22 protein-coding genes are annotated in these 25,455 nt (G+C 72.6%); 7 read left to right on the forward strand and 15 right to left on the reverse strand.

All coding sequences use genetic code 11. The annotated features are described in order from the left end of the window. Positions 1–568: 568 nt before the first annotated feature. Genes AC07AB_RS32155 through fabG form a run of 5 tightly spaced genes read right to left on the reverse strand, consistent with a single transcriptional unit; the run spans position 569 to position 5,642 of the window. Positions 569–1,390 carry a cyclase family protein gene (locus AC07AB_RS32155; protein WP_478574404.1) on the reverse strand — a complete coding sequence of 274 codons (822 nt, stop codon included), beginning with the start codon at positions 1,388–1,390 and terminating at the stop codon, positions 569–571. Beyond that, positions 1,387–2,151 (reverse strand): SDR family oxidoreductase, encoded by a 765-nt coding sequence (locus AC07AB_RS32160; protein ID WP_478574407.1) that lies wholly within the window; start codon positions 2,149–2,151, stop codon positions 1,387–1,389. Before AC07AB_RS32160 ends, AC07AB_RS32155 begins: the two co-directional genes overlap by 4 nt. 57 nt (positions 2,152–2,208) lie before the next feature. Next, positions 2,209–3,864 carry an FAD-dependent oxidoreductase gene (locus AC07AB_RS32165; RefSeq protein ID WP_478574410.1) on the reverse strand — a complete coding sequence of 552 codons (1,656 nt, stop codon included), beginning with the start codon at positions 3,862–3,864 and terminating at the stop codon, positions 2,209–2,211. Further along, entirely contained in the window at positions 3,854–4,804 is a 951-nt protein-coding gene (locus tag AC07AB_RS32170) for an aromatase/cyclase (protein WP_478574413.1), read from the reverse strand. Before AC07AB_RS32170 ends, AC07AB_RS32165 begins: the two co-directional genes overlap by 11 nt. Positions 4,805–4,853: 49 nt before the next feature. Then, entirely contained in the window at positions 4,854–5,642 is a 789-nt protein-coding gene (gene fabG / locus AC07AB_RS32175) for a 3-oxoacyl-ACP reductase FabG (RefSeq protein WP_478574416.1), read from the reverse strand. A gap of 250 nt (positions 5,643–5,892) precedes the next feature. Between fabG and AC07AB_RS32180 the strand changes: the two genes are divergently transcribed. The 4 genes from AC07AB_RS32180 to AC07AB_RS32195 all read left to right on the forward strand — a co-directional run bounded on the left by AC07AB_RS32180 (position 5,893) and on the right by AC07AB_RS32195 (position 9,672). Then, entirely contained in the window at positions 5,893–6,348 is a 456-nt protein-coding gene (locus AC07AB_RS32180; protein ID WP_478574419.1) for a nuclear transport factor 2 family protein, read from the forward strand. A gap of 44 nt (positions 6,349–6,392) precedes the next feature. Beyond that, entirely contained in the window at positions 6,393–8,081 is a 1,689-nt protein-coding gene (locus AC07AB_RS32185; RefSeq protein ID WP_478574422.1) for a class I adenylate-forming enzyme family protein, read from the forward strand. A gap of 168 nt (positions 8,082–8,249) precedes the next feature. After that, positions 8,250–8,549, forward strand: coding sequence for an antibiotic biosynthesis monooxygenase family protein (locus AC07AB_RS32190; RefSeq protein ID WP_478574425.1), 300 nt, complete (start codon positions 8,250–8,252; stop codon positions 8,547–8,549). A gap of 88 nt (positions 8,550–8,637) precedes the next feature. After that, positions 8,638–9,672, forward strand: a complete 1,035-nt coding sequence (locus tag AC07AB_RS32195) for a methyltransferase (RefSeq protein WP_478574428.1) — start codon at positions 8,638–8,640, stop codon at positions 9,670–9,672. 131 nt (positions 9,673–9,803) lie between these two features. Here the strand turns inward: AC07AB_RS32195 and AC07AB_RS32200 are convergent, their stop codons facing one another. The 6 genes from AC07AB_RS32200 to AC07AB_RS32225 form a co-directional block, all read right to left on the reverse strand. Then, positions 9,804–11,072 carry an FAD-dependent monooxygenase gene (locus AC07AB_RS32200; RefSeq protein ID WP_478574431.1) on the reverse strand — a complete coding sequence of 423 codons (1,269 nt, stop codon included), beginning with the start codon at positions 11,070–11,072 and terminating at the stop codon, positions 9,804–9,806. After that, positions 11,069–12,919, reverse strand: a complete 1,851-nt coding sequence (gene asnB / locus AC07AB_RS32205) for an asparagine synthase (glutamine-hydrolyzing) (protein WP_478574434.1) — start codon at positions 12,917–12,919, stop codon at positions 11,069–11,071. The genes AC07AB_RS32200 and asnB overlap by 4 nt, the downstream gene beginning before the upstream one ends. Before the next feature lie 12 nt (positions 12,920–12,931). Further along, complete coding sequence (locus tag AC07AB_RS32210; protein WP_478574437.1) at positions 12,932–13,228, reverse strand: acyl carrier protein; 297 nt, start codon at positions 13,226–13,228, stop codon at positions 12,932–12,934. A gap of 91 nt (positions 13,229–13,319) precedes the next feature. Beyond that, positions 13,320–14,579, reverse strand: coding sequence for a ketosynthase chain-length factor (locus AC07AB_RS32215; protein WP_478574440.1), 1,260 nt, complete (start codon positions 14,577–14,579; stop codon positions 13,320–13,322). After that, positions 14,576–15,853 (reverse strand): beta-ketoacyl-[acyl-carrier-protein] synthase family protein, encoded by a 1,278-nt coding sequence (locus AC07AB_RS32220; RefSeq protein WP_478574443.1) that lies wholly within the window; start codon positions 15,851–15,853, stop codon positions 14,576–14,578. The genes AC07AB_RS32215 and AC07AB_RS32220 overlap by 4 nt, the downstream gene beginning before the upstream one ends. Before the next feature lie 56 nt (positions 15,854–15,909). Continuing rightward, positions 15,910–16,437, reverse strand: a complete 528-nt coding sequence (locus AC07AB_RS32225; RefSeq protein ID WP_478574446.1) for a MarR family winged helix-turn-helix transcriptional regulator — start codon at positions 16,435–16,437, stop codon at positions 15,910–15,912. 146 nt (positions 16,438–16,583) lie between these two features. Between AC07AB_RS32225 and AC07AB_RS32230 the strand changes: the two genes are divergently transcribed. Both AC07AB_RS32230 and AC07AB_RS32235 read left to right on the forward strand, forming a co-directional pair. Beyond that, positions 16,584–18,254: an MDR family MFS transporter gene (locus tag AC07AB_RS32230; RefSeq protein WP_478574449.1), complete on the forward strand. Its 1,671-nt coding sequence runs from the start codon at positions 16,584–16,586 to the stop codon at positions 18,252–18,254. A 366-nt stretch (positions 18,255–18,620) separates the two neighbouring features. Continuing rightward, positions 18,621–19,304 (forward strand): AfsR/SARP family transcriptional regulator, encoded by a 684-nt coding sequence (locus AC07AB_RS32235; protein ID WP_478574452.1) that lies wholly within the window; start codon positions 18,621–18,623, stop codon positions 19,302–19,304. A 132-nt stretch (positions 19,305–19,436) separates the two neighbouring features. Here AC07AB_RS32235 and AC07AB_RS32240 read toward each other — a convergent pair whose 3' ends face one another. From AC07AB_RS32240 to AC07AB_RS32250, 3 genes are all read right to left on the reverse strand, one after another. Beyond that, entirely contained in the window at positions 19,437–20,849 is a 1,413-nt protein-coding gene (locus tag AC07AB_RS32240; protein ID WP_478574455.1) for a family 2B encapsulin nanocompartment shell protein, read from the reverse strand. Positions 20,850–21,018: 169 nt separating this feature from the next. Then, positions 21,019–22,431, reverse strand: a complete 1,413-nt coding sequence (locus tag AC07AB_RS32245) for a family 2B encapsulin nanocompartment shell protein (RefSeq protein WP_478574458.1) — start codon at positions 22,429–22,431, stop codon at positions 21,019–21,021. A 119-nt stretch (positions 22,432–22,550) separates the two neighbouring features. Further along, the gene (locus tag AC07AB_RS32250) at positions 22,551–23,807 is read right to left on the reverse strand and encodes a phosphodiester glycosidase family protein (RefSeq protein WP_478574461.1); all 1,257 of its coding nucleotides are present in this window, start codon (positions 23,805–23,807) and stop codon (positions 22,551–22,553) included. 206 nt (positions 23,808–24,013) lie between these two features. On the opposite strand from AC07AB_RS32250, the gene AC07AB_RS32255 reads away from it, so the two are divergent. After that, on the forward strand, positions 24,014–24,883 hold the full coding sequence (locus AC07AB_RS32255; RefSeq protein WP_478574464.1) for a phosphatidylinositol-specific phospholipase C/glycerophosphodiester phosphodiesterase family protein: 870 nt from the start codon (positions 24,014–24,016) through the stop codon (positions 24,881–24,883). Here the strand turns inward: AC07AB_RS32255 and AC07AB_RS32260 are convergent. Further along, positions 24,831–25,328, reverse strand: a complete 498-nt coding sequence (locus AC07AB_RS32260) for a hypothetical protein (RefSeq protein WP_478574467.1) — start codon at positions 25,326–25,328, stop codon at positions 24,831–24,833. The genes AC07AB_RS32255 and AC07AB_RS32260 overlap by 53 nt on opposite strands. Between the last annotated feature and the right edge of the window lie 127 nt (positions 25,329–25,455).

Here is a 25,455-nt window from a genome sequence, read left to right on the forward strand (position 1 = left end):
GACGCCTCTTCCCTCTCTCTGACGGTCGGGACACGTTGTGAGAGGTCTACCCCTCCCTTGCCCCCATCTTTTTGGGCCCCCCCCCCCCCCCCCCCCCCCCCCCCCCCCCCCGGGGCCCGGTAGCCGTGCGATCCGGGCTCCGAAGCGGCGGCAGTCGGTGGATTGGGCACCGCGTTGGCGGACGTGGAGGCCGCGCCCATCGCGGCGCCGCCGGCACCCCGCCGCAGCGCCGTTCGCCGGGTGACGCCACTCGCCTCATCGCTCTGGCCAGACCTGTGAGTCGCTCGCTCGTCGGCCGCTGACGCAGGGAGGCCATGCGGCGCGGCGTCGAGCCGGCAGCGGCGAAATGCCGATACCCCCGGATTCTCGCCAGGGAGAATCCGGGGTTTCACCGCTGGGCGGCTCGACCGGCTCGCTTGCGGGCCGAGCCGGGGCCTCATATCGGCCGCCGCGCTGTGCGGGCCGGGCCCCGACTCCACCCCCGCCGCCGCGCCTGCACCAGACCGCGCGGCGGCCGGCCGTACCGCCGGACCCGGCTACCCGGAACCGGGCGCCGACGGACGACCGCTCACTCCTCGACAGTGGCGACCGCCCGCGTCCAGCCCGCCCCCGCTCCCGCGATCTTCACCGGGAAGCACGACACCATGAAGCCGGTGGGCCCCGGCAGGGCGCCGAGGTTGGCGAGCCGCTCGATCTGGCAGTACTCCCGCTCGCGCCCCACGAAGTGCGCCGGCCACAGCACGCCCCGGTCCCCGGTGCGCTGATACTCCGCGATCATGTGTCCGAAGGGCGCGTCCAGGCTGAACGCGTCGGTGCCGATCACCCGGACCCCGAGATCCAGCAGCAGATGCGTGGCCGCCGCGTCGAGCCCCGCGAAGTCCGTGAAGAACGCGGGCGTGCCCGCCAGCCGGTCCGCCCCGGTGTACAGCAGCACGATGTCGAGCGGCCCGGGAGCGCTCCCGGCCTCGTCCAGCGCCCGGCGCACCCGGTCCGCGCCGATCGCCCCGACGGGCTCGCCCCGCAGATCCAGCCGGAACCCCGGCCGGTGGAACCAGTCCAGCGGCATCCGGTCGATATGGCGCGGCGTGCCGTACGCGGCGCTCGACCCGTAGTGCGACGGCGCGTCGACATGCGTGCCGGTATGCGTCGTGAGTGTCAGGGTGTCCAGCGACAGCAGCTCGCCGCCGGGCAGCTCGGCCGGATCGAACTCCACACCGTGATGGCGCCGCATCCCCTCCGCCATGTGCCGGCCGCCCTCGGCCGGACTCATGATCTCGTGCTTGACCGGATCGACCTCCCACTGCCCGGCGTCCACCGCCTGGGACAGATCGATGAACCGCGTCGCCGCGCCGGGCCCGTTCGCCGTGTTCCGCCGCACCGTCTCCGTCACAGCAGACCGGCCCCGCCGTCCACGGTGAGCACCTGGCCGTGGAGCGCGGCCGCCTCCGGCCGGCACAGCAGCGCCACCACGTCCGCCACCTCGTCGGCGGTGGTCAGCCGGCCCACCGGGGTCCGCGCCACGATCCGCGCCAGCGCCTCGGCCGGCAGCCGGTCCGGGCCGTCGGGCGCGAGCCTGCCCCCGGCCACCGCGTTGACGGCGATGCCCCGCCCGGCCAGCTCCACGGCCAGATAGCGCACCAGGGACTCCAGCGCCGCCTTGGCCATGCCCAGGCCCGCATAGCCCGGCACCACGGAACGGGCGCCCGTACTGGAGACCGCGACCAGCCGCCCGGCGCCCGGCGTCAGCAGGTCGCCGAGCCGCCCGGCCCCGTACACCAGCGGCCCGAGCGCCACCGCCCCGTCCCGCACACACCCCTCGACGCGGGGCGCGGCGGTGGACATCGGATGGAACGAGCCGGCGCTGTGCACCAGCACGTCGAGCCGCCCGTACTCGCCCCGGATCTCCTCCAACAGCCGCACCACCCCCAGCGGCGTGCCGATGTCCGCGCGCATCAGCCGCACCCTGCCCCCGGCCTCGGCCAGTTCCTTCTCGGCGCGCAGCGCCCGCTCCTCGTCATGGGCGTAATTCATCAGCACCTCGCACCCGGCGGCGGCGAGCCGCCGGGCGACGGCCAGCCCGACGCCGCTCGTCGCCCCGGTGACCAGCGCCAACGAGCCGCCGCTCGCGCCATTTTCGGCTTGTGCAGTCATATCTGTGGCCCTTCCCTTCGTCTTCTCCGTACGGGGCCGACGCCCGGCCCGCGGCTGTCACGCGCCGGCGCTCGCGCCGCCGGGCAGCAGATGGAAGCCGTCGAACACCGCCGCCAGGCCCGCGAAACCGGCCAGTGGGCCCCGGTCCGCGAGATAGCCGTCCGGCCTGATCAGCGCGTACGCACCGGGGCCCGGACCCAGCGCCCGGCCCAGCGCGCCATCCGGGTCCGCCAGCGCGAACGGTCCCTCGCCGCCCGCGGATCCGCTCGTGACGACGCGTACGGACACGGCCCCGCCGTACGCCCCGTCCACCCGCGCCGCGCACCGTTCCCCGTCGCCGCCGAACAGCAGCAGCGTCCAGCGCGGATCGGTGAGCTCCTCGCACAGCGCCCGCCAGCCGGGGTGCCGCTTCTCCTCGTCGGCCGAGCACCCCACCCGGTGCCCCGGCCGGACGCCGGCAGCGGCGTCCGGCGCCGGCCGCGGGGCCAGCGGGCCGTCCTCGTAATGCAGGGCGAGGCCGGACATGCCCGCCATCATCCGGTGCTCGACGCGCCGCTTCACGGGCCGCAGCGCCTTGAGCGCGGACAGCCCCACGGGCATCAGTACGGGAGCGGCGACATTGCGCAGCGCCACGAGCGCCGTGGCCTTCTTCGTCGATCCCAGCAACCGGCCGCCCACCGGCAGCCGCTCCGCCGGGTAGGTGTCGAGCAGCGCGTCCCGGGCGTGCCCCCGCACCACGTCGGCCAGCTTCCAGGCCAGGTTGTACGCGTCCTGGATGCCGGTGTTCATGCCCTGGCCGGACGCCGGGCTGTGCACGTGCGCCGCGTCCCCGGCCACGAAGCAGCGCCCGGACCGCATGGCCGTGATCATGCGCTGCTGCACCCGGAACACCGAGATCCAGGTGGGCGCCGACACCGCGACCGGCCGCCCGAGCGCCCGCTCCAGCTTGCGGCTCAGCCGGGCCTGTACCGCCTCCGGGTCGTCCGCGTCCCCGATGTCCTGCGTGTCCACGATCCGCCACTTGCCCGGCGCGGGGAACGGGACCAGCAGGAGTGTGCCCTGCCCGGTGTGCAGCAGGTGGTTGGAGTCACGGGGGAGCGGGGCGTCCAGCACCACGTCGGCGTTGAGCCAGTTGCGGGCCGCGCCGCCGTGCAGCCGCAGCCCGAGCCGCTCGCGTACGGTGCTGCGCGAACCGTCCGCGCCCACCAGCCACCCCGCGGCGACCTCCTCCGCCGCCGCCTGCGCGCCCGTGCTCCGCAGCCGGGCCGTGACCCGCCGCGGCCCCGGCGTGAAGTCCACCAGCTCCACGCCCCACTCGACCTCGACGCCGAGCCGCCGCAGGCCGTCCCGGAGCACCTCCTCCGTCAGCACCTGATCCACCATCAGCGTGTACGGGTATCTGGTGGGAAGCCGCGCGTAGTTGGTGTCGAACCGGATGAGGGGCCGGCCCCTCATGTGCAGCGTGAAGTGCTCGACGCGCTGCCCGCGCGCGAGCAGCGCGTCGGCCACCCCCATCTGGTGGCAGACCTCCATGGTGCGCGGATGCGTGGCCAGCGCGCGGCTGGTGGTCGCCGGCCCCGGCGCCCGGTCCACCACACGCAACCGCACGCCCCGCCGGGCGAGTTCGTGCGCGACGGTCAGCCCCGCCGGGCCGCCGCCGACGACCAGCACCTCGACGTCGTCGGCGGCCGGGCCCGGCCCCTCACTCCGCATGGGCCGACTCCGTGAACCGCTTGGCGTGCGCGAGGGTCGCGGCGCTGTTGCCGCCGACGGCCGCCCGGACATAAGCCCGCGCGGACGCCGGGGTCGCCTCCTCGCCCAGCACGGCCGGGATCGCCGACGCGTTGAGCGCGATGGTGTGACGGGACGTCACCCGCAGGCCGCCGGCGACGTCCTCCAGCAGCCAGGTGCCGGTGTGCGCCGCCATCAAGGGCGGGGTGACGAGCTGTTTGTAGACGATGCGGTCGCCGGGGAAGCAGACGCGCACCGACTCGGTGGTGTGCTCCGAGCCGTTGCCGGCGCGGGTGACCATCGTCATCGCCTGGACGTTGGCCACCGGTTCGGTCAACTCCATCCGCGAGACGTGCGGCAGCCGGTCCGGCCACTTCGCGGCCTGGTGGAGGAAGTCGTACGCGACGCCGGCCGGGCCGTCGATCACCACCGAGTCGTCGAAGGAGAAGACCAGCTCCGAGCGGTCCTGCCAACTCTCCGCCAGTTCCTTGATGTTGGCCAGCTCGGTCCGGCTGTTGCGGTCGGTCGCCGTCCCGATCCAGTCCACTCGCCCGGCGTCGTCGTCGACGGCTTCGAAGTCATGGTGCAGCACCAGCCGCGCCGCACCGCCGGGCCGCTCCTCGACCACCCACTCGCCGCCCATGGCGGCGACCGGCGGCGAGCACACCTCCTGCCGGAACCGCACGCGCCGTGCCGCCGCGTCCAGCTCCCGGCGCGAAGTCCAGTGCTTCACCTCGCCGTTGGCGGTGGCCCAGATCCGCAGCCGCTCACCGGCGGGGCCGAGCGCCTCGCGCTCGACATGGACGGTGGGCGCGAACCGCCCCGGCCACGCCGCGGCGTCCGCGATGATCGCGTACACCCGGTCGGCCGGAGCGTCGATGTCGATCTCGTGCACGGTGCGATGGCGTCCGTACGAGGTCATGGAGCAGCCTTCCTTCTCATCGAGGGGGTGCGGGCAGGGCGAGCGGGTTTCAGTAACTCCCCAGCCCGCCGCAGACGTTGAGAGCCTGCGCGGTGATGGACGCGGCCTCCTCGGTCACCAGGTAGCCGACCAGCCCCGCCACCTCCCGCGGAGTGGAGTAGCGCCCCATCGGAATCTTTTCGTTGAAGCGGCTCAGCACGTCGTCCTCGGTGGTCTCCCAGGTCGCCGCGTACGCCTGGCGGACCCGCACCGCCATGGGCGTCTCGACATAGCCCGGGCACACCGCGTTGACGGTGACGCCCGTCGGGGCCAGCTCCTTGGCCAGTGCCTTGGTGAAGCCGATCACGCCGCTCTTGGACGCCGAGTACGGCGCGCCCAGCGGCACCCCCTGCTTGCCGCCCGTCGAGGCGATGCTGATGATGCGCCCGCCCTCCGTGCCCTCCAGACCGCCGGTCGTCAGCGCCTCGCGCGTCACCAGGAAGACGCTGTTGAGGTTGGTGTCGATCACGTCGTGCCACAGCTCGTCGCTGATCCGTGCCGTCGGCCCGCCGCCACTGCGCCCCGCGTTGTTGACCAGCACGGTCAGCGGCCCGTACCGGTCGACGGCCGCGCGCACCACCTGCCGCACCGACTCCGGCGACCGCACGTCCCCCTCGCGGCCGTCCACGTCGAGCCCCTCGGCGCGCAGCTCCTTGACGACCGCCGCCACGTTCTCGGCGCTCCGCGCGCAGAGGAACACCCGCACACCGCGCTCGGCGAGCGTCCTCGCCACGGCGAGGCCGATACCACTGGTTCCGCCCGTGACCAGGGCGGTTCGGGGCACACCCGTGCTGCTCATGACCGTTCCTCCATCGTGTCGCGCGTTGCCTGTGCGGCTCAGGGTGCACAGCGCTCTTCGAGGCTGAGCCGAACGCCGGTGGTGCCGACGCCGCCGCCCGCCGTCCGACCCCGCCTCCAAAACCGTTCGAAGACCGGCTGCCACGCTCGCCGGACGGCCGCGGCGCAGCACCGGACGCGGCCGAACCCGTCGGGAGACAGAGCCCGAGAGGCAAGACCCGAGAGACGAACCCGAGACAGAGGGAGAGAGCATGTCGCCTTCGCAGCGGCCGACCGACACCGGCCGGGAAACGGCGCTCTACCAGGAGGTCCAGCACTTCTACGGGCGCCAGATGCGGTATCTCGACGAGGCGCGGGTCACGGACTGGGCCCGGACCTTCACCGAGGACGGCGTGTTCACCGCCAACGCGCACCCCCAGCCCTCCACCGGCCGCGCCGAAATCGCCGCCGGAGCCCGCAAGGCCGCGGACCAACTCGCCGAGCAGGGCATCCAGCGCCGCCACTGGCTGGGCATGCTCCAGGTCGACGAGCTGGCCGACGGCACCGTACGGGCCCAGACCTACGCCCTCATCCTGAGCACCCCGCGCGGCGGCCAGGCGGCCGTCCACCTGAGCTGCTCCTGCGATGACCTGCTGGTACGTCAGGACGGGAACCTGCTGGTCAAGCACCGCAAGGTCGAGCGGGACGACCTGCGGAGCGGCCGGTGAGCCGAGCCCTTCACCAGCCGCCACCCAAGGAAGGGCCCACCTCCATGGCCACGCCCCGACCCCTGCCCGCCCGCGACAGCACCGCCCCTGGTGACAGCATCGCCGCCCGCGACAGCACCGCCGCCCGCGACAGCACCGCCGCCGGCGCCCCGCTGGAGACGATCGGCGAACTGCTTGGCGGCCCCCGGATCGACGATCTGCTGCGGCGCGCCGCGGCCCGCGCCCCCGGACGGCTCGCGCTGAGCGGCCCGTCGGGGGAGCTGACCTACGCCGCCCTCGACGAGCGCGTGAGCCGCTGCGCCGCCGCGCTGCGCGCCGCGGTCGGCGGCCCCGACACCGTGGTGGGCGTCGCGGCGGTGCTCGATCTGCCGTTCGCCGTCGCCTACTTCGGCCTCGCCCGGGCACAGAACATCAGCGCCATCTTCAACCCGCTGCTGCGCGAGGAGCGCCTGGAACACGTCCTGGCGTCCTCCGGCGCACAGGCGGTGATCGTCCCGCCCGCGATGCACCCGCTGATCGAAGCGGTACGGCCCCGCCTGCCCGCCCTGCGGACCGTGGTGCTCACCCACCGGGACGCACCGGGCACGGACGGCACCGCCGGGGTGCCGACGCTCGACGAACTGATCTGCGACGCCCCGGCGGGGCCGCCCGCGGCCGAGCACGACGCCGGTTCCGTGGCGAACCTCCAGTTCACCAGCGGCACCACCGGCGCCCCGAAGACCGTCATGCTCACCCACCGCAATCTGACCGTCAACGCCGCCCAGACCGCGCACGTCCACCGGCTGACCCCGGACTCCGTGCTGCTCAACAACCTGCCGTCGTTCCACCTGATGCACCTGAACATCGCCGTGGCCGTCGCCGCCACCCATGTGCTGTGCCCCGAGGACGACAGCGAACACGTGGTCCGCACCGCCGCCCGGCACGGCGCCACCCACTACTACAGCCTGCCCGTCCGCCTCGCCCGGCTGGCCGCCCACCCCCGGCTGCCGGAACTGACCGTGCCCACCCTCCGGGCCGTGCTCTCCGGGGGCTCGGCGCTGCCCGGCCGCACCGGCTCGGTGCTGAGCGCGCACTTCGGCGTACCGGTCGGCCAGGGGTACGGGCTCGCCGAGACCTCCCCGTCCACCCACTTCGACACCCTGGACCGGCCCGTCGCCGGGTCCTGCGGGCCGCCCGTACCCGGCGCCGAATGCCGCATCGTCGACCCGGAGACCCGCGCCGTGCTGCCCACCGACACCCGCGGCGAGATACAGGTCCGCGGCCCGCAGCTGATGAAGGGGTACCTCGGCCCGGCCGCCGGCGCACCCGGCGCCGTCGACGCAGACGGCTGGTTCTCCACCGGGGACATCGGCTACGCGGACGGGGAGGGGCGGCTGTTCGTCGTCGACCGGATCAAGGACGTCTTCAAGTGCGACAACTGGCTGGTGTCGCCGCTGGAGATCGAGAGCGTCCTGCTGCGCAGCCCCGAGGTCGCCGACTGCGTGGTCTTCGACCACCCCGAGGAGACCAGCGGGGCCGTCGCGCACGCCTGGATCGTGCCGCGCGGCGGAGCGGCGGGCGACGCCGCCGGAGTCGACGTCGACGCCATCGTGCGGGAGGTCAACGGCCGGCTTCCCTACTACGCGCACATCCGGTACCTGGACGTGGTGGAGCGGATACCGCGCTCGCCCACGGGCAAGGTCCAACGCCGTGACCTGCGCGAACAGGCCCTCGCGGGCCGCCGGCCGGCGTAAGGCGGCACCACGACGGCCCTGCACGCATCAGCCCATACGCATCAGCCCGTACGCATCAGCCCGTACGCGTCAGCGAGTACGCCCCGTACGCGTCAGCGAGTACCCCGCATCCATCAGCGAGTACGCCCCGCACCCATCAACGAGTACGCACGGAGAGGACGACGCGCCATGTTCACCTTCATCAACCGCTTCACCGTCGGCGGCGACACCGCCGAATTCGAGGCCCGGATCGCCGAGATCACCGAGCACATGACCCAGCAGCCGGGCTTCCGCTCCCACCGGCTCTACCACTCCGCGAAGGACGCCGCGGTCTATGTGGAAGTGGCGGAGTGGGACGACGCCGACTCCCACCAGCGCGCCGCGCGCACCGAGGGGTTCCAGCGGGCCGTCCGCCCGGTCATGGCGCTGGCCACCGCCGAACCGGCGCCCTTCGCCCTGGTCACCACGCACGGGACACCGGCGCGCTAGGTCCTTCGTCCAGCGCTGCCCGCAGTACCTCCGCATCTCCGCACCTCCGCATCTCCGCATCTCCGCACCGAACGGAAGGGTCCTCACCGTGACCGACGCTTCGCCCACGGCCATACCGCCCGCAGTGACCCAGCTGCGCGAACTCGCCCTCAGCGCCGCCTGTGCCGCCGCCGTCCGCGCGGCGGCACGCCTCGGCGTCATGGACGAGCTCGGCGACGAGCCCGCCACCGCCGAGCACCTCGCCGCGGCCGTGAACGCCCAGCCCGAGGCGCTGGCCAGGCTGTTGCGCGCCCTCGCCTCCCACGGCATCGGCGCCGAACTCCCCGACGGGCGCTTCGCGCACACCGACACCTCGCGGCTGCTGCGCGAGGACGCCCCGCGCAGCCTGCGCTACACCTGCCTGTGGGCCACCGAACCCTGGACCTGGGAGTTGTGGCCGCACCTCGACGAGGCCGTCCGTACGGGCAAGAGCGCCTTCGCCGGCCTGTTCGGCACCGAGTTCTTCGACTACCTGCACACCGCCGAGGCGCGCGAGTCGTCCGAGGTGTTCGACAAGGCGATGACCCAGTCCAGCATCCTCTCGGCGCGGGCCATCGCCGATGTGCTGAGCCTCGACGGCGCCGAGCGCATCGTGGACATCGCCGGGGGACAGGGCCGCGTGCTGGCCACCCTCCTGGAGCGGCACCCGGCGCTGCGCGGAACGCTCTTCGACCTCCCGGACGTCGTCGCCGGGGCCGACCCCCGGCTGCGCCCCGGCGGCGAACTCGCCGACCGCGCACGGCTGGTGGGCGGCGACTGCCGCCAGGAGATCCCGGTCTCCGCCGACGTCTACCTCCTGAAGAACATCCTGGAATGGGACGACGAGAGCACCGTGCGCACCCTGCGCAACGCCGCCGCCGCGGCCCGCCCCGGCGCCCGCGTCGTCGTCATCGAGAACCTGGTGGACGGCAGCCCCGAGGCCCGCTTCACCACGGCCATGGACCTGATGCTGCTGCTCAACGTCGGCGGGAAGAAACACACCGAGCAGGGGCTGAGGGAGCTCATCCGCCAGGCCGGCCTCCGGCTCGACGCCGTCACCCCCGTCAACTCCTACCTCCACATGTTCGAGAGCACCGTGCGGTAACCGGCGGCCCGGACCGCACGGCGGACCCCACCGCCGTGCGGTGGCCGGCCGCACGGCATACGGCGAACCCCACCGCTGGCAAGCGAGCGGTGGGGTTCGCCGTATCCGGTCAGCCGCAGCGGGCGCGCCGTTCAAGCGGCCGTGGACTCGTCCTCGGTGAACAGATCGGAGCGGACCTCGATGGCCTCGTCGCCGAACGCGATCCGCCGCAGCAGCGACCGGTAGGCCGGCGTGCGGGAGACCAGGGCCGCGGCCCTGGGCCGCACCAGCGAGGAGACACGCCCCCGCGAGAGCATCATCCGGCTCTGCATGACCTGAATGCGCGTCATGTTCTTTACCTCGCGCCCCCGTTCCGCGGCGAACGGCGCCAGCAGCGCCTCGCTCACCTCCCCGCGCCGGACGCCCTCGCACAGCACCGGGTGCGCGGCCACCGCGTCCTGGATGGCGAGGTTGATGCCCTGCGCGCCGATGGGGCTGTGGGTGTGCGCGCTGTCGCCGATCAGCAGCAGCCCGTCCCGCGCCCACTGCCGTACGCTCCCGGCGAAGACGTCCAGCAGCGAGAGGTCCCCGAAGCCGCGCACCTGAGCGTCTATGGCGTCCGCGTAGTGCGGCACCGCGCGCCGGAGCTGGTCCTTCACATGCGCGAAGCCTTGGCTCGCCATCGCCGGATACCCCCCGTGCGGCAGCGTCCAGCCCAGCTGCACGCTGTCGGGGAAGGACGTATAGGCGAGGAGCGGGCTTCCGCCGGCCCGGAAGATGCGGACGTTCTCCAGCGCCGGCTCCGCGAGCCGGAACCACAGCACGTCCTGGTCGAAGAGGTCCAGCCGGTCATGGACGATGCCGGCCAGCCGGCGCACGGTCGAGAAGCGGCCGTCCGCGCCGACCACGCACAGCGCCCGCACCTCCACCGGCGGCCGTCCCCCGGCGGCCCGGCAGGTCACGCCGCGCACCGCGCCGCCCTCCTCCAGCAGCCCGGTGACCTTGGCCCCTTCGACGTATGCGAAGCCCGGGTACGCGCGGCAGCGCTCCAGCAGCTCCGCCAGGATATGGCGCTGCGGGATGCTCAGCAGGCAGTTGAACGGGCCCGCCAGTCGCCGGTAGTCCCCGTCGATGAGGACCTTCCCGCGCTCCTCCAGCCGGAAGCCGCCGTGCTCGTGGCAGCCCCGCCGCCGGGCCCCCGCCAGCACCCCCAGGGAGTGCAGCAGCCGCTGCCCGCCGGGCTGGAGGATCTCCCCCCGGTAGGCCCGGTCCAGCGACCGGCTGCGCTCGACCACGACGACCCGCGCCCCGGACCGGACCATGAGCAGCGCCAGGGTCAGCCCGGCGGGCCCCGCGCCGACGATGCACACGTCGGCCCGGCGGGCCCCCTCGCACCCGCCGGGCTCCTCGCGCGGGCTCACAGTTCGAGGGTGATGCCGTAGGAGGTCAGCCACGCGTTCAGCCACAGCACCAGCTCCAGGCTGCCGCGGTCGTACGGGCGGCTGACCGCCCCGACGGACCGCCCGGCCGTCGCCCGCGCGCGCTCCAGGTCCAGCAGGTCCCGTACCGGGGCGTTGCGGTCGGCCAGCACGGCGGCGAGCTCCCGCCGCAGCAGCCGCTCGTATCCCGGGTCCTGGGTGGCGGGGTACGGCGTCTTGACCCGGTCGAGCACGGACCGCGGCAGCAGATCGCGGACCGCTGCCCGCAGCAGGCTCTTCTCCCGGCCGTCGAAACTCTTCATGGCCCACGGCACGTTGAAGACGTACTCCACCAGCCGGTGGTCGCAGAACGGCACGCGGACCTCCAGCCCGGTGGCCATGCTCATCCGGTCCTTGCGGTCCAGGAGAGTCTGTACGAACCGGGTCAGGTTCAGATACGTCACCTCGCGCATCCGCCGCTCCCCGAGGTCCTCACCGGGCAGCTCCGGCACCTCGTCGAGCGCCTCCTGATAGCGCGCCCGCCGGTACCCGGGCAGGTCGAGCTTCTCCAGCAGCCGCGGGTCGAGCAGCGACTTGCCGCCGAAGTAGCGGGCCGAGCCCGACGTCAGCCAGGGAAAGGTGTCGGCGTTGACGGCCGCCGGGCGGTGGAACCACTGGTAGCCGCCGAACAGTTCGTCGGCCGACTCCCCGGACAGCGCCACCGTGCAGTGCCGCCGCACCCGCTGGAAGAAGAGGTAGAGGGAGGGCCACATGTCGCCCCAGTACACCGGCGGCAGATCGGTGGCCCTCAGCACGGCCGCCCGTACGGCCGGGCTGCTCAGCTCCTCGCTGCCGAGCAGGACCTCGGTGTGCTCGCCCGCCACATGCCGGACCATCTCCCGGATGTACGGGGCGTCCGGCGACGCCCGTACGGCATCGGGCTCGAACGCCGCGTCCGCGCCGGTGAAGTCGACGGAGAAACTGCGCACCGCGCCACCGCCGGACGCGGCACGCGAGCGCGCCGCGAGCGCCGTCACGGCCGAGGAGTCCAGGCCGCCCGAGAGCAGACCGCACAACGGCACATCGGACACCAGCTGGCGCGAGACGATGTCCTCCAGCAGCTCGCGCACCGTGGCGATGGTGGTCGGCAGATCGTCGGTGTGCTCCTGGGCCCGGAGCGACCAGTACCGCTTCGCCGCGGTGCCGGACCGGGTGACCCGTACGAGCTCGCCGGGGCGCACCTCCCGCAGCCCGGCGAAGACGGCCTCCCCGGGCGTCTTCACCATGTCCAGCACCTCGCACAGACCGGTGGCCGTCACCCGCCGGGGCACCAGCGGATTGGCCAGCACCGCCTTGGGCTCCGAGCCGAACAGCACCCCGCGCGCGGTGGGGTAGTAGTAGAGCGGCTTGACGCCCATCCGGTCGCGCACCAGCAGCAGTTCCTGGCGCGCCTCGTCCCAGATGCCGAACGCGTACATGCCGTTGAGCCGGTCGACGAGCGCCGCGCCCCACTGCACATAGGCGCGCAGCACGACCTCGGTGTCGCACCGGGTACGGAAGCGGTGCCCGTACGAGAGGAGCTCGGCGCGCAGCTCCTGGAAGTTGTAGATCTCGCCGCTGAATGTGATCACCGCGGCGGAGCCGGCCCCGGTGTCGGCGGACATCGGCTGCCCGCCGCCCGCCGGATCGATGACCGCGAGCCTGCGGTGGCCGAGCGCCGCGTGCGCGCCGAGCCACAGCCCCTCGGCGTCCGGGCCCCGGCAGGCCATGGTGTCGGTCATCGCCTGGGCCGTGGCGCGTTCCCGAGTGAGATCCTTGCCGAAATCGATCCAGCCCGTGATTCCGCACATGTCGTGGACCCCTCACACCTTGCCGTCGGCGGAGTCGGCGGCGGACGCGGGCCGCCCGGCGGTGAGCGCCGTGTTGGTCATGTCGATCAGGTCACGGGGCGTCAGCGCCTTCTCCACCGTGTCGTCCCCGAGCCGGACGGAGCGGTCGCGCTCGATGCGACCCACGGTGTTGAGCAGGGCCAGCGAGTCATAGCCGAGATCTTCGAACGGGACATCCAGGATGTCCCCCTCCAGATCGACCGACTCCTCCTCACCGGCGCACTCGCGCAGCAGAACGAGGAGGTCACCGACCGTGAGCATGGTGGGCATGGGGGGTCCTTTCATCGTGAGCGGTAGAAGATTTCCGTGGTGTACGGGCGGCGGGCCGGGCCGGGCCGGACCATCGCGGCGAGGGCGTTCCTCACGCCGGGCGGCGTACCACCAGCGCCGAGTTGAACCCGCCGTGGCCGCGCGCGAGAACCAGCGCGCAGCCCAGCTCCGCCTCGCGGGCCGAGCCGGTCACCAGGTCGAGGGGGGCGACGGCCCCGTCGATGTGCGCGGTGGGCGGGATCACCTGGTCCCGCAGCGACAACAGCGCCGTCGCCACATCCAGCGGGGCGCCGCCCGCCAGCAGCCGGCCGGTCATCGTCTTGGGCGCCGTCACCGGCACGCCGTACGGGCCGAACACGGCGGTCAGCGCCGCCGCCTCCGCGGCGTCCAGCTCCCCGACGCCCATGGCGTCGGCGAAGACCACGTCCACGGCGTCCGGTGACAGCCGCGCGTCGGCCAGCGCGAGGTGGATGGCCCTGCGCAACCCGGGCTCGCGCCCCGAGCCGGGGCGGGGGTCGAAGGTCGCGGCGTACCCGGCGATCCGCCCGTACTCGCGCGCGCCCCGGTCGGCCGCGGCCTTCGCGTCCTCCAGCACCAGCAGCGCACCGCCCTCGCCGGGCACATAGCCCGTGGCATCGGCGGTGAACGGCAGGTACGCCCGGCGCGGATCGGTGTGCGGGCTCAGCCGCCCGGAGCGGCTCGCGCACAGCCACCCCCAGGGGCACAGCGCGCCGTCCACGCCGCCGGTCAGCATCAGCGGCGTTCCCGTACGCACATGCCGCCGGGCCTTGGCGACGGCGTCCAGGCCGCCGGCCTGCTCGGCCACCAGGGCGCCGCCCGGTCCGCGCATGCCGTGCCGGATCGACACCTGCCCCGAGTTGACGGGGTAGAACCAGGCGAACGACTGGTACGCGCTGACGTACGAGCCGCCCTTGCTCCACAAAGCCTCCAGCTCGCGCTGGCCGAACTCGAAGCCGCCCGCCGACGCCGCGGTCACCACGCCCGCCGCGTACTCGGGCATCCGCTTGGGGTCGGCGCCCGCGTCGGCCAGCGCCTCGTCGGCGGCGACCAGCGCGAGCCGGGTCATATGGTCCGTCTGCGGCAGCAGCCGTCCGGGCAGATGGTCCTGCGGCACGAAATCCTTGATCTCGCCCGCGAGCGAGCAGGCGTAGCCGCTCGGATCGAACCGGGTGACCCGCGCGATGCCGCTCTCCCCGCGCAGCGTCGCCGCCCAATAGGGCTCGACGCCCAGCCCGTTGGGGGCGATCACGCCGATGCCGGTGACGACGGGGAGCGCGGTGTCCGCCGTGCGGGGCGCCGACGAGAGCGCGGGTGCGGTAGAGCCGCTCATATCGTCCTCCCCGGCTTGGTGACCACGATGGCGCTCTGGAACCCACCGAACCCGCTGGCCACCGAGAGCACGGTGGATACCGGCAACTCCCGTGCCACCAGCGGGACATAGTCCAGGTCGCACTCCGGGTCGGGTTCGTGGAGGTTGGCGGTGGGCGGTATCAGCGAGTGCTCGATGGCCAGCGCGCACGCCGCGACCTCCAGCGAGCAGATCGCCCCCAGGGAGTGGCCGATCATCGACTTGATGGAGCTGATGGGTGTGGTGTAGGCGTGCGCCCCCAGGCTCCGCTTGAACGCCGCCGTCTCATGGCGGTCGTTCTGCTTGGTCGCCGAGCCGTGGGCGTTGACGTAGTCGATGGCCGACGCGTCGATCCGCGCGTGGTCCAGCGCGGCGCGGATCGCCTCGGCCATCTCCTTCCCGTCCGACCGGAGCCCGGTCATGCTGTACGCGTTGCACCGGGAGGCGTACCCGGCGACCTCGGCGTAGATGTGGGCGCCGCGCCGCCGGGCGTGCGAGAGCTCCTCCAGCACGAAGACGGCCGAGCCCTCGCCGAGCGCGAACCCGTTGCGGGTGCGGTCGAAGGGGCGGGAGGCGGTCTCCGGCTCGTCGTTGCGGGGCGTCGTCGCCTTGATCGCGTCGAAGCAGGCCACGGTGATCGGCGAGATCGCGGCGTCGGCGGCCCCCGCGACCATCACATCCGCCTCGCCGTCGCGGATCAGGTCCACCGCGTGGCTGATCACGTCGATGCCGGAGGTGCAGCCCGTCGAGACCACGCCGACCGGCCCCTCGGCCTCCGCGAGCCAGGCGATCTCCTTGGCCATGGAGGAGGGGATGAAGTAGTCGTACAGATACGGGACCCCGTGCGCGTCGTCGACCTGCCAGAGCCGCCCCTCGTCGCTGACCACGGCGTATTCGCGGTCCAGGCTGATGGTCATGCCGCACGCGGTGCCCATCATCACGCCCGTACGGGCCGGGTCCAGCTCCCCGATCGTGCCGCTGTCCTCCAGCGCTTCCTTCGCGGCCGTGTAGGCGAACTGCGTGGTCCGGTCCCATTTGCGGATCTGCAACTGGCTCAGGCCCGCCGCGACCGGGTCGAAGTCGCACTCGGCCGCGACCCGGGAGCGGAACTGCGAGGCGTCGAAGGAGGAGATGGTGCGAGTCGCGGTGCGCCCCGCCGTGAGCATCTCCCAGTACGCCTTGGTGCCCACGCCTCCCGGGGCGACCACACCGATCCCGGTGATCACGACGCGTCGCGTGCCGTTGGTATCGGACACTGCGTCTCCTCTGCTGTCATCCCGTCGCCCCTGCCGGGCGGCGAGATCGATTCAGGTCAGAGTGGCCCGCGGTGTTCAAGGCGGCTTGGAGCCCGCTTCGAGGGCCGGCGGCCGGCCCGCGGGGCCGGGCTGCTCTCGTCCAGCTGGGCGTCGAGCCGGGTGCGTACGGCCCGCAGCACCTCGACCGCGACGCGCAGATCCTCGGCGGTGATGCCAGCCGACAGCTCGTCGAGCCACCGCTGTTCGCGCGGGGCGAGGTCGTCGAGCGCGCCCCGGCCGGCGTCCGTCAGCTCGACCAGCGGGCTGCGCTGGTCGTGCGGGTTGGGGCTGGTCGCGACCATGCCCTCGGCGCGGAGGCGGTCGACGGTCTGCTGGACGGCCTGGCGGCGCAGGCCCCGTTCGCGGGCGAGCTGGGCGACCGTGGCCGGGCCGTCCAGCAGCAGGCCCGCCACCTGCCAGCGGGCCGAGGTGAGCCCCGCGTCGGCGGACAGCTGGTCTCCGGCGCGCAGCAGGCGGCCGTTGACCGCGAAGACCTCGGCGGTCAGCTCCACCACGGCATCCGATCGGGGCGTTGGCGATGTCATGGCTTCAGCCTATTTCGCGCCACTCGCATTTCGACAAGAGCTTGTCAAAAAGAGTAACCTCTGGCTACCTTCGGCACACGGCAAGGGCTTGTCGGAACGTCTGCGTACAGGGCCGGTGACCCGACCGGCCGGGGAATGAGGAAACCGTGTCACCCACGAGTCCGAGCGCCACCACGGATAAGGGCGCCGCCGGGTTCACCCACGCGCAGATCATGACGGCGATGTCCGGTCTGCTGCTGGCGGTGCTCCTCGCGGCGCTGGACCAGACCGTCGTCGCGACGGCCATGCGCACCATCGCCGACCAGCTGCACGGACAGACGGTGCAGGCATGGGCGACCACCGCCTACCTGATCGCCGCCGCGCTGTCCATGCCCTTCTACGGCAAGCTCTCCGACATCTACGGCCGCAAGCCCCTCTACCTCGCGGCCATCGGCGTCTTCATCGTGGGGTCGTGCCTGTGCGGCATGGCTCAGAACATGGAGCAGCTGGCCCTCTTCCGCGCCCTCCAGGGGCTGGGCGGCGGCGGGCTGATGTCGCTGCCGACGGCGATCGTCGCCGACCTCGCACCGGTCCGCGAGCGCGGCCGCTACTTCGCCTACCTCCAGATGGCCTGGGTCGCGGCGAGCGTCATCGGCCCGCTGGCGGGCGGCGCGCTCGCGGGCATGGGGCACACCCTCGGGCTCGACGGCTGGCGCTGGATCTTCGTGGCCAACGTGCCCCTCGGGCTGCTGGCCCTGTTCACCGTCCGCAAGGCGCTCGATCTGCCGCACCAGCGCACCGAGCACCGCGTCGACTTTCTGGGCGCCCTGCTCCTCGCGCTGTTCCTGGTGCCCCTGCTGATCGTCGCCGAACAGGGCCGGGCCTGGGGGTGGTCCTCGCCCACCGCGCTGGCCCTCATCGGCCTCGGCGTCGTCGGGCTCGTACTGTTCCTGATGGTCGAATCGCGCCGGGGAGCGGAGGCCATGCTGCCGCTGCGGCTCTTCAAGACCGGCGGCGTCGCCCTGTGCACCATGGTCAACTTCACCGTCGGCGTCGGCATCTTCGGCGCGGTGACCACCCTGCCGCTCTTCCTCCAGCTGGTGCAGGGGCGCACACCGACCCAGGCGGGGCTCGTCGTCATCCCGCTGATGGTCGGCACCATCGCCTCCCAGATCGTCTCCGGCAAGCTGATCTCCGCCTCGGGCAGGTTCAAGAAGCTGGCGATCGTGGGGCTGGGCTCGATGGCCGGCGCCCTGCTGGTCCTCAGCGTCATCGACGCCGGCACCCCGCTGTGGACGGTCGCCCTCCTCGCCGGATGGCTGGGCGTGGGCATCGGCCTCGCCCAGACCGTCGTCACCCTGGCCATGCAGAACGCGGCCCCCAAGAGCGAACTGGGAGTGGCCAACGCCGCGTCCGGGCTGTGCCGCCAGATCGGCGGTTCGACGGGCGTCGCCGTGCTGTTCTCCGTCATGTTCGGGGTGGCCCTGGCCAAGATCTCCGACCTGCTGCACGGGCCCCGCCTCGCGCCCGTCGTCGCCGACCCCGCGGTCGCGGCCGACCCCGCCAACCACCGCTTCCTGGAGATGGCGAAGTCCGCGAACGGCAAGGCCATCGACCTGAACGACACCTCGTTCCTGCACAACATCGACAAGCGGCTCGCCCACCCCGTCATGGACGCCTTCGCGAGCGGCTTCCACACCATGTACCTCATCGGCGGCGTGGTCCTGCTGGCCGGATTCGCCATGACGTGGTTCCTGCGCGAACTGCAGCCGGAGGAGACGCCGACCGAGGCCGCACCGGCCGAGGCCGCGGACGGCCGGGCCGCCGCCGAGGGGTAGCGGTCCGGTGGACCGCCGGCGGTGACGGCGCCTGCGGCCTGGAGGCCCGGCGGGGCGCTGGCGGTGACGGTGCCGGCGGCCCGCCGGGCTGTCGGCGGTGCCCGGCACCGGCGGCTCGGCGGGCCATTTTTGGCGGCGCCCGGTGCGTCCAAGGGAGTAGTTTGCTTTCCGAAGCCCCGGGGATCACGGTCTCTTCGGTTCTCTTCCCTTGAAGTCCATTTCCCTCGCTCCTATGGTCCCCAAGAGACGCGGTCGACGGCGGGCCGCAGCTCCTCGGCGAGGGCAGGAGAGGCAATGGAATTCAAGGTTCTAGGTCCGATCGTAGCCGTCAATAAACGACTCGTATTCACACCCAGTGCACCCAAGGTGAAACAAGTTCTGGCACTTCTCGTGCTGCGCGCGAATCATGTCGTCAGCCTGGAGACCATCATTGACGAACTCTGGGGGGACAATCCGCCGCGCACCGCGATCACCACGGCGCAGACCTATATCTACCAGCTGCGCAGGGCCTTTGTGATGGAGCTCGGCGACAAGCTCGGGGACCGCGCCATCGTCACGGCACCGCCCGGCTATGTTCTGCGGACGCCGGACGAGTCGCTGGATTTCCGCAACTTCGAGCGGCTCGCGGAAAGGGCGCGGGCCTGCCGGACCGCCGGCGACATCGAAGCGTCCGCACGGTGGACGGAGTCGGCCCTCGCGATGTGGCAGGGCGTTCCGTTGGCGAATGTGGAACGCGGCGGAGTACTCCAGAACTATGTGAGCCGACTGGAGGAGAAACGCGTATCGGTCCGCGAACTGCACATACGGTCGGCGATGGAGCTGAAGAGGTATCACGAACTGGTCGCGGAACTGCGCTCCCTGGTCGTGGAGTATCCGTTCAACGAATGGTTCCAGACCCAGCTCGTACTGGCGCTCAACAAGGCGGGCCGCCGGGTCGAGGCGCTCCAGGCGTACCAGAAGGCCCGCGTCCTGCTCCGGGACGAACTCGGCCTCGACCCCTCCGACGATCTTCGGCGCGCCCAGCAGGAAGTGCTGAACTCGGCCTCTTGAACCCGCCGCCGCGGACTCACCGGCCCGATCCGCCGAACATCTTCGGCCGGGACGGCCGGACGGCCGGGGCCGGACCGCGTCACCTGTGTGACACGGCCCGGCCCTCCGCTCCACCGGCGGGCGGCGTCCCGGTCAGCGGCCGGTCTCGACGTCCTCCAGCACGCCGAGCGCGTCCGGCACCAGGACAGCGGCCGAGTAGTACGCGCTGACCAGGTAGGACGTCACCGCCTGTTCGTTGATGCCCATGAACCGGACGTTGAGGCTCGGCTCGTACTCGTCGGGGATGCCCGTCTGGTGCAGGCCGACGACGCCCTGGTTCTCCTCGCCCGTGCGCAGCGCCAGGATCGAGCTGGTGCCGGCGTCGGTGACGGGGATCTTGTTGCACGGCAGCAGCGGCACCCCGCGCCAGGCCCGTACGGACGCGCCGTGGAAGTCGAGCTCCTTCGGGTACAGACCGCGGCTGCTGCACTCCCGGCCGAACGCGGCGATCGTGCGCGGGTGCGCGAGCAGATACTGCGTCTTGCGGCGGCGCGACAGCAGCTCGTCGAGGTCGTCGGGGGTGGGCGGGCCGCTGTGGGTGTGGATGCGCTGCTTGAGGTCGGCGTTGTGCAGCAGCCCGAACTCCCGGTTGTTGACGATCTCGTGCTCCTGACGCTCCCTCAGCGCCTCGATCGTGAGCCTGAGCTGCTGCTCCACCTGGCTCATGGGGTCGTTGTAGAGGTCGGCGACGCGGCTGTGCACGCGCAGCACGGTCTGGGCGACGCTCAACTCGTACTCACGCGGCGCGAGTTCGTAGTCGACGAAGGTGCCCGCGATGGCGGGCTCCCCGACATGGCCGGAGGCCACCGCGATATCGGCCTCGCCGCGCTTGTTCTGCGCCGGGGTGGGCCGCGACGCGAACCCCGCCACGTGGGCGCGCAGGGCCTCGGACCGGTCCGCGAGTTCCTGGAAGGCGAAGCGGGAGAGGGCCAGCACGGTGGTGCGGGTGATGGCCCGCGCCGTGAACTCCCAGGTCCCGTCCGGCTCCAGCGGCACCCGCTCGCCGAAGAAGTCCCCGTCGCCCAGCACGCCGAGCGTGCTCTCGTCGCCGTACTGACCCGCTCCCACCTTGCGCACCTTGCCGTGCGCCAGCAGGAAGATCCGGTCCGCCGGCCGCCCCGCCTCGGTGATCGCGTCCCCCGGCGCGTATTCCCGCTGCACGAACGCGCCCGCGAGCGACTCCAGTACCGCGCTGTCCTCGAAGCCGCGCAGCAGCGGCAGTTCACCCAGCTCGGGCGGGATGACGCGGACCTCCGCGCCCTGTGTGACGAACTCGATCCGGCCGTCGCCGACGGTGTAGGCGAGGCGCCGGTTCACCCGGTACGTGCCCGCGGACACCTGCACCCAGGGCAGTACGCGCAGCAGCCAGCGCGAGCTGATGCCCTGCATCTGCGGTACGGACTTGGTGGTCGTCGCCAGCTGACGTGCCGCCGCCGTGCCCAGGCTGAGCTGTGACGATTCCTCACCCGGCTGCGCGGGACGTCCGGACTCCACTGACGTGGTCATATGTGATCATCCATCTCTGTGCGTGAACGGCGAAGCGGTGGAGCTGCGGTACTCATGCGTGCTCGTGGCACGGTGCTCGGGCGTACGGGCGCCGCGGTGCCCGCGCGTGCCCCTACGTGTTCGTGGCGCGGTGCCCGGACCGCGGGCCCCGTGCGTGCGGCTCAGGCCCTCAGAGCCCGACCTCGACGTCCTCAAGAATGCCGAGCGCGTCGGGCACCAGGACGGCCGCCGAGTAATAGGCGCTCACCAGATAGGAGAGGACGGCCTGTTCGTTGATGCCCATGAAGCGCACCGAAAGGCTCGGCTGGTATTCATCGGGAATTCCGGTCCGGTGCAGCCCCACGACGCCCCGCTCCTCCTCGCCGGTGCGCATGAGGAGTACGGAGGTGGTGCCGGCCGCCGAGACCGGGATCTTCGCGCACGGGAGGATCGGAACGCCGCGCCAGGCGGGGATCGCGTGACCGCCGACGTCCACGCTCTCCGGGTAGAGGCCGCGGCTGTTGAGCTCCCGGCCGATCGCCGCGATGGCGCGCGGATGGGCGAGCAGGAACCCCGGGTTCTTCCACACCGTGGCGAGCAGCTCGTCGAGGTCGTCTGGGGTGGGCGGGCCGCCGCGGGTGTGGATGCGCTGCTTGAGGTCGGCGTTGTGCAGCAGCCCGAACTCCCGGTTGTTGACCATCTCGTGCTCCTGGCGCTCCCTCAGCGCCTCGACGGTCAGACGCAATTGCTGCTCGATCTGGTTCATCGGCTCGTTGTAGAGGTCGGCGACGCGGCTGTGCACGCGCAGCACGGTCTGGGCGACGCTCAACTCGAATTCGCGCGGGGCGAGTTCATAGTCGACGAAGACGCCGGGGAGGACCGGCTCGCCCTCGTGCCCGGAGGCCAGGTCGATCGCCGACTCGCCGTGCTCGTTGTGCGGGCGGCCGGGCGTCGCGTGAAACGTTTCGACATGGGCGCGCAGCCCCTCGGAGCGGCCCAGCAGCTCCTCGAACGCCTGGCGCGGCAGCGTCAGCGCCGTGCCGGCGGTGAGCGCCCTGGCCGTGAAGTCCCAGAGGCCGCCCTCGGGCGAGGCCAGGGTCCGGTCGCCGAAGAACTCGCCGCCGGCGAGCACCCGCAGCACGCTGGGCCGGTCGTACGCGCCCTCGCCGACCAGGTCGACCTTGCCGTGCGCGATCAGGACCACCTGGTCCGCCGGCTGCCCCCGCTGGGCGAGCACGTCCCCGGGGGCGAACTCGCGCTGGGTGAAGCCGTCCGCGAGCCTCTGCAGAATCGTTGCGTCTGTGTAGCCGCGCAGCAGCGGCAGTTCCCCGAGCTCCGCGGGGATCACTCTGACCTCGGACCCGCGGGAGACGAACTCCACCCGCCCGTCGCCGAGCGTGTGCGTCAGCCGCCGGTTGACGCGGTACGTGCCACCGGGGACCTGGACCCAGGGCAGCATGCGCAGCAGCCAGCGCGAGCTGATGCCCTGCATCTGCGGTACGGACTTGGTCGTGGTCGCCAGATTCCGGGCCGCGGCGGTGCCCAGACTCAGCGGCGCCGGTGAATTCTCGGTATCGGAACCCGATTCCACTGACGTCGTCATATTGAATGCCCACCCATCACCGTGCGGAACAGCAGCGTGATCGCCGCTGGAGCAACACAGAAGCTAGCAGCGGACTTTGGTGATCGCAGTCACTCGAAAGGGTGGCATGATCCGATTGGTTAAGGTCGGGTAAATACTCCGATGCCATTGGGCACCGGACGCTCCGCGCCGCCCGAGGGATGATTGCGCACGCTCACGCGTCCCTCACCCGCGGCGCGCGTCACCAAGGTCGACGAACCGCCGCCGTCCAGGTTCACCGCGTCGTCGGCCCCCAACTCCCGCATCACGGAAGCCAGCTCACTGACAGTCAGCCCGGAGCGGTATTCCGCGGCGCCGTCCAGCGCGAGCAGGTACAGCCGCCGCCCATGGTCGCCGATGCCCGCCGAGGTCCGTACGGCCGCGGTCACCGTGTCAAGTCCGCCCAGCGGCACGTCGTCGCGCAGCACCGGAAAACCGCCGAGCGCGAGCCGCAGCGGCCCCCGGCCCTCGGACCGCAACCGCTCCGCCACCCGCACCCGGTCGCCCACCCGCAGCCGCCGCAGCTCCCGCGCGCCCGCCTCTCGGCCGACCAGCACCACCGTCCCCGCCGCCACCGGCCCGCCGCCGGGGGTTTCGGCCGCGGAGACCACCCGCCCACCCCGGACGGTCACCTCATAGGTCCGCGTACTGCACGGCGCGGACCGGTCGGTGTCCGTGCCGCACGTCGCGCGGACCCGCGAGGCCGCGCCCCACCGCGAGGTGAACGCCCCGACGCCGCCCACCGGCAGCGCGTACTGGTTGAACCCCCGCAGCCGCAGCGCGCCGCGGCCCGTCAGTACCGCGCCCTCCAGCGTGAGCCGGTCCAGCCGCGCACGGCGGTCCGTACCGACGCCCAGCACCGCCTCGGTGGTGACCCCCGGGGGCATCGCCGGGCCGAAGCGCTGCCCGTCCGGCACCGCCGCCTTCAACGCCCGGCCGCCCGCGACGGCCGGGCCCACCGGGGCGCCGGTCGGCTCGACGCCGGGATGCTGCGCCTCCGTGATGTTGAAGAAGTCGCCGTTGACCGCGCCCACCGCGCCGGACCCGTCCGCCAGCCGGGAGACGGGGGCGCGGGCGGCCACCGCGCCCGGATGCAGCAGGTCCAAGGAGACCCGCCGCTCGCGCAGATCCACCGTCAGCAGATGCCCGTGGACCGGACCGTGCGAGGCCGGCAGCGAGAACTCCTGGTAGCCGACGCCCGGCGCGAGCGCCGTCCGTACACCCAGCCGCAGCGCCTCGGACGGCTCGCCGTCACCGGCCCACGCCGTGCCCCCGCCCACCAGCGCGACCCACGCCGCGCACACCGCCACCACCGTACGAACGCGGCCGGACTCTCGCCCCACGGTCCCCCCAGACATCCAGACGTCCCCTGAACTCTCCCATGGCGCAAGGGAGTTCACCATGCCGCGGAAGGAGGACGAGAACAGCGGGTGACGGGGCGGCATCATCGTGCGCAACTCTTCGCACGCCTCTGCCAGGCAGGCAGCTCAGCCCCGATACTCACAGACAGCGACTCAGGCATGTGCGCAGACATCGACCGGGACGCCCGGACCCAGGAGGCACCATGACAGCGCCCACCCGGACCCCGCACACCCGCCGCGCGGCCGTCGTGACGGCCGCGGCCGCGCTCGCGGGCTCCTTCGCCACCCCGGCCCTGGCCGGCACGGCGGACCGCGGACGCGGCAGACCCCCGCTCCGCCGCGCCCACGCGCACAACGACTACGAGCACCCACACCCGCTGACCGACGCGCTCGGGCACGGATTCGGCAGCGTCGAAGCGGACATCTGGCTCGTCGACGGCCGGCTCCTCGTCGCCCACGACGCGTCCGAACTCGACCCGGCCCGCACCCTCGAAGCCCTCTACCTCGACCCGCTGCTGCGCCGCGTACGGGCACGGCACGGCCGCGTGTACCGCGGCTACCGGCTCTCCCTGCAACTGCTCATCGACATCAAGACACCCGGTGGCCCCACCTACCGCGAGCTCTCCCGCCGCCTGCGCCGCTACCGCTCCATGCTCAGCGTCTGCGCCGGCGGCCGCGTCCATCCCGGCGCCGTGACCGCGGTCGTCTCCGGCGACCGCGGCGCCCGCGCGCCGATGGAGGCCGAGACCGTCCGGCACGCCTTCTACGACGGCCGCCTGGGCGATCTCGGCGGCCCGGCGCCGGCCTCCTTCGCCCCGCTGATCAGCGACAACTGGTCGCTCAGCTTCGGCTGGCAGGGCGTCGGCCCGATGCCGCCGGACGAGCGCGCGGAGCTGCGCCGGATCGCCGCCGCCGCGCACGAGGAGGGCCGGCGCGTACGGTGGTGGGCCACCCCCGACGAGCCCGGACCGGCCCGCGAGGCCGTCTGGCGCGAGCTCCTCGCCGCCGGCGTCGACTACCTCAACACGGATGACCTGGCGGGTCTTGAGGCGTTTCTGCGCGCAGCTCACTGAGCACCTCGCGCACGTCCGTGTCGGCCACCGAGGGCAGCAGCATCGCGACCGCGTGCACCAGCTTGCCCAGCACGAAGGTGGTGTCGGGCGTGGCGCGCACCAGTTCGCGCACCGCGTCCACGTCGCCATGCCAGACGGACTCCAGCAGCACGGCCACGTCCGGCGCGGCCTCCTCGTCGGTCTGCGCCCACCCCGGCTCGTCGGGGGAGCGGCGCGCGAGGTGGCGCAGCACGCGGTCGGCGACGTCGGGCTGGTACGCCTTGCGTACAGACTCGTTGGCGACCCAGGCCAGCGCGGAGACGAGATCCTTGGACTCATCGGCTCCCATGTCCTCGGGCAGGGCGGCGTCGAACGATTGCTGGTTGCCGTGGCGGAAGGCCAGAAGGAGGCGCGCGGCCCGCGCCTTCGCCTCGGCGACGCGTATCTCGGAGATCTCGGCGGTCACCAGTGTTCGCCATTCGTCAGCGGCGGGAATATGTCGATCTTGGCGGTCACCGGTAAATCGTACTGTTTTTGGACCTTTCCGCCGGACAACGCCGCGCTGCGGCCGCGTCATGACTTCGTGGCCGGGG

The sequence above is a fragment of the Streptomyces sp. NPDC044033 genome (genome assembly GCF_056434425.1).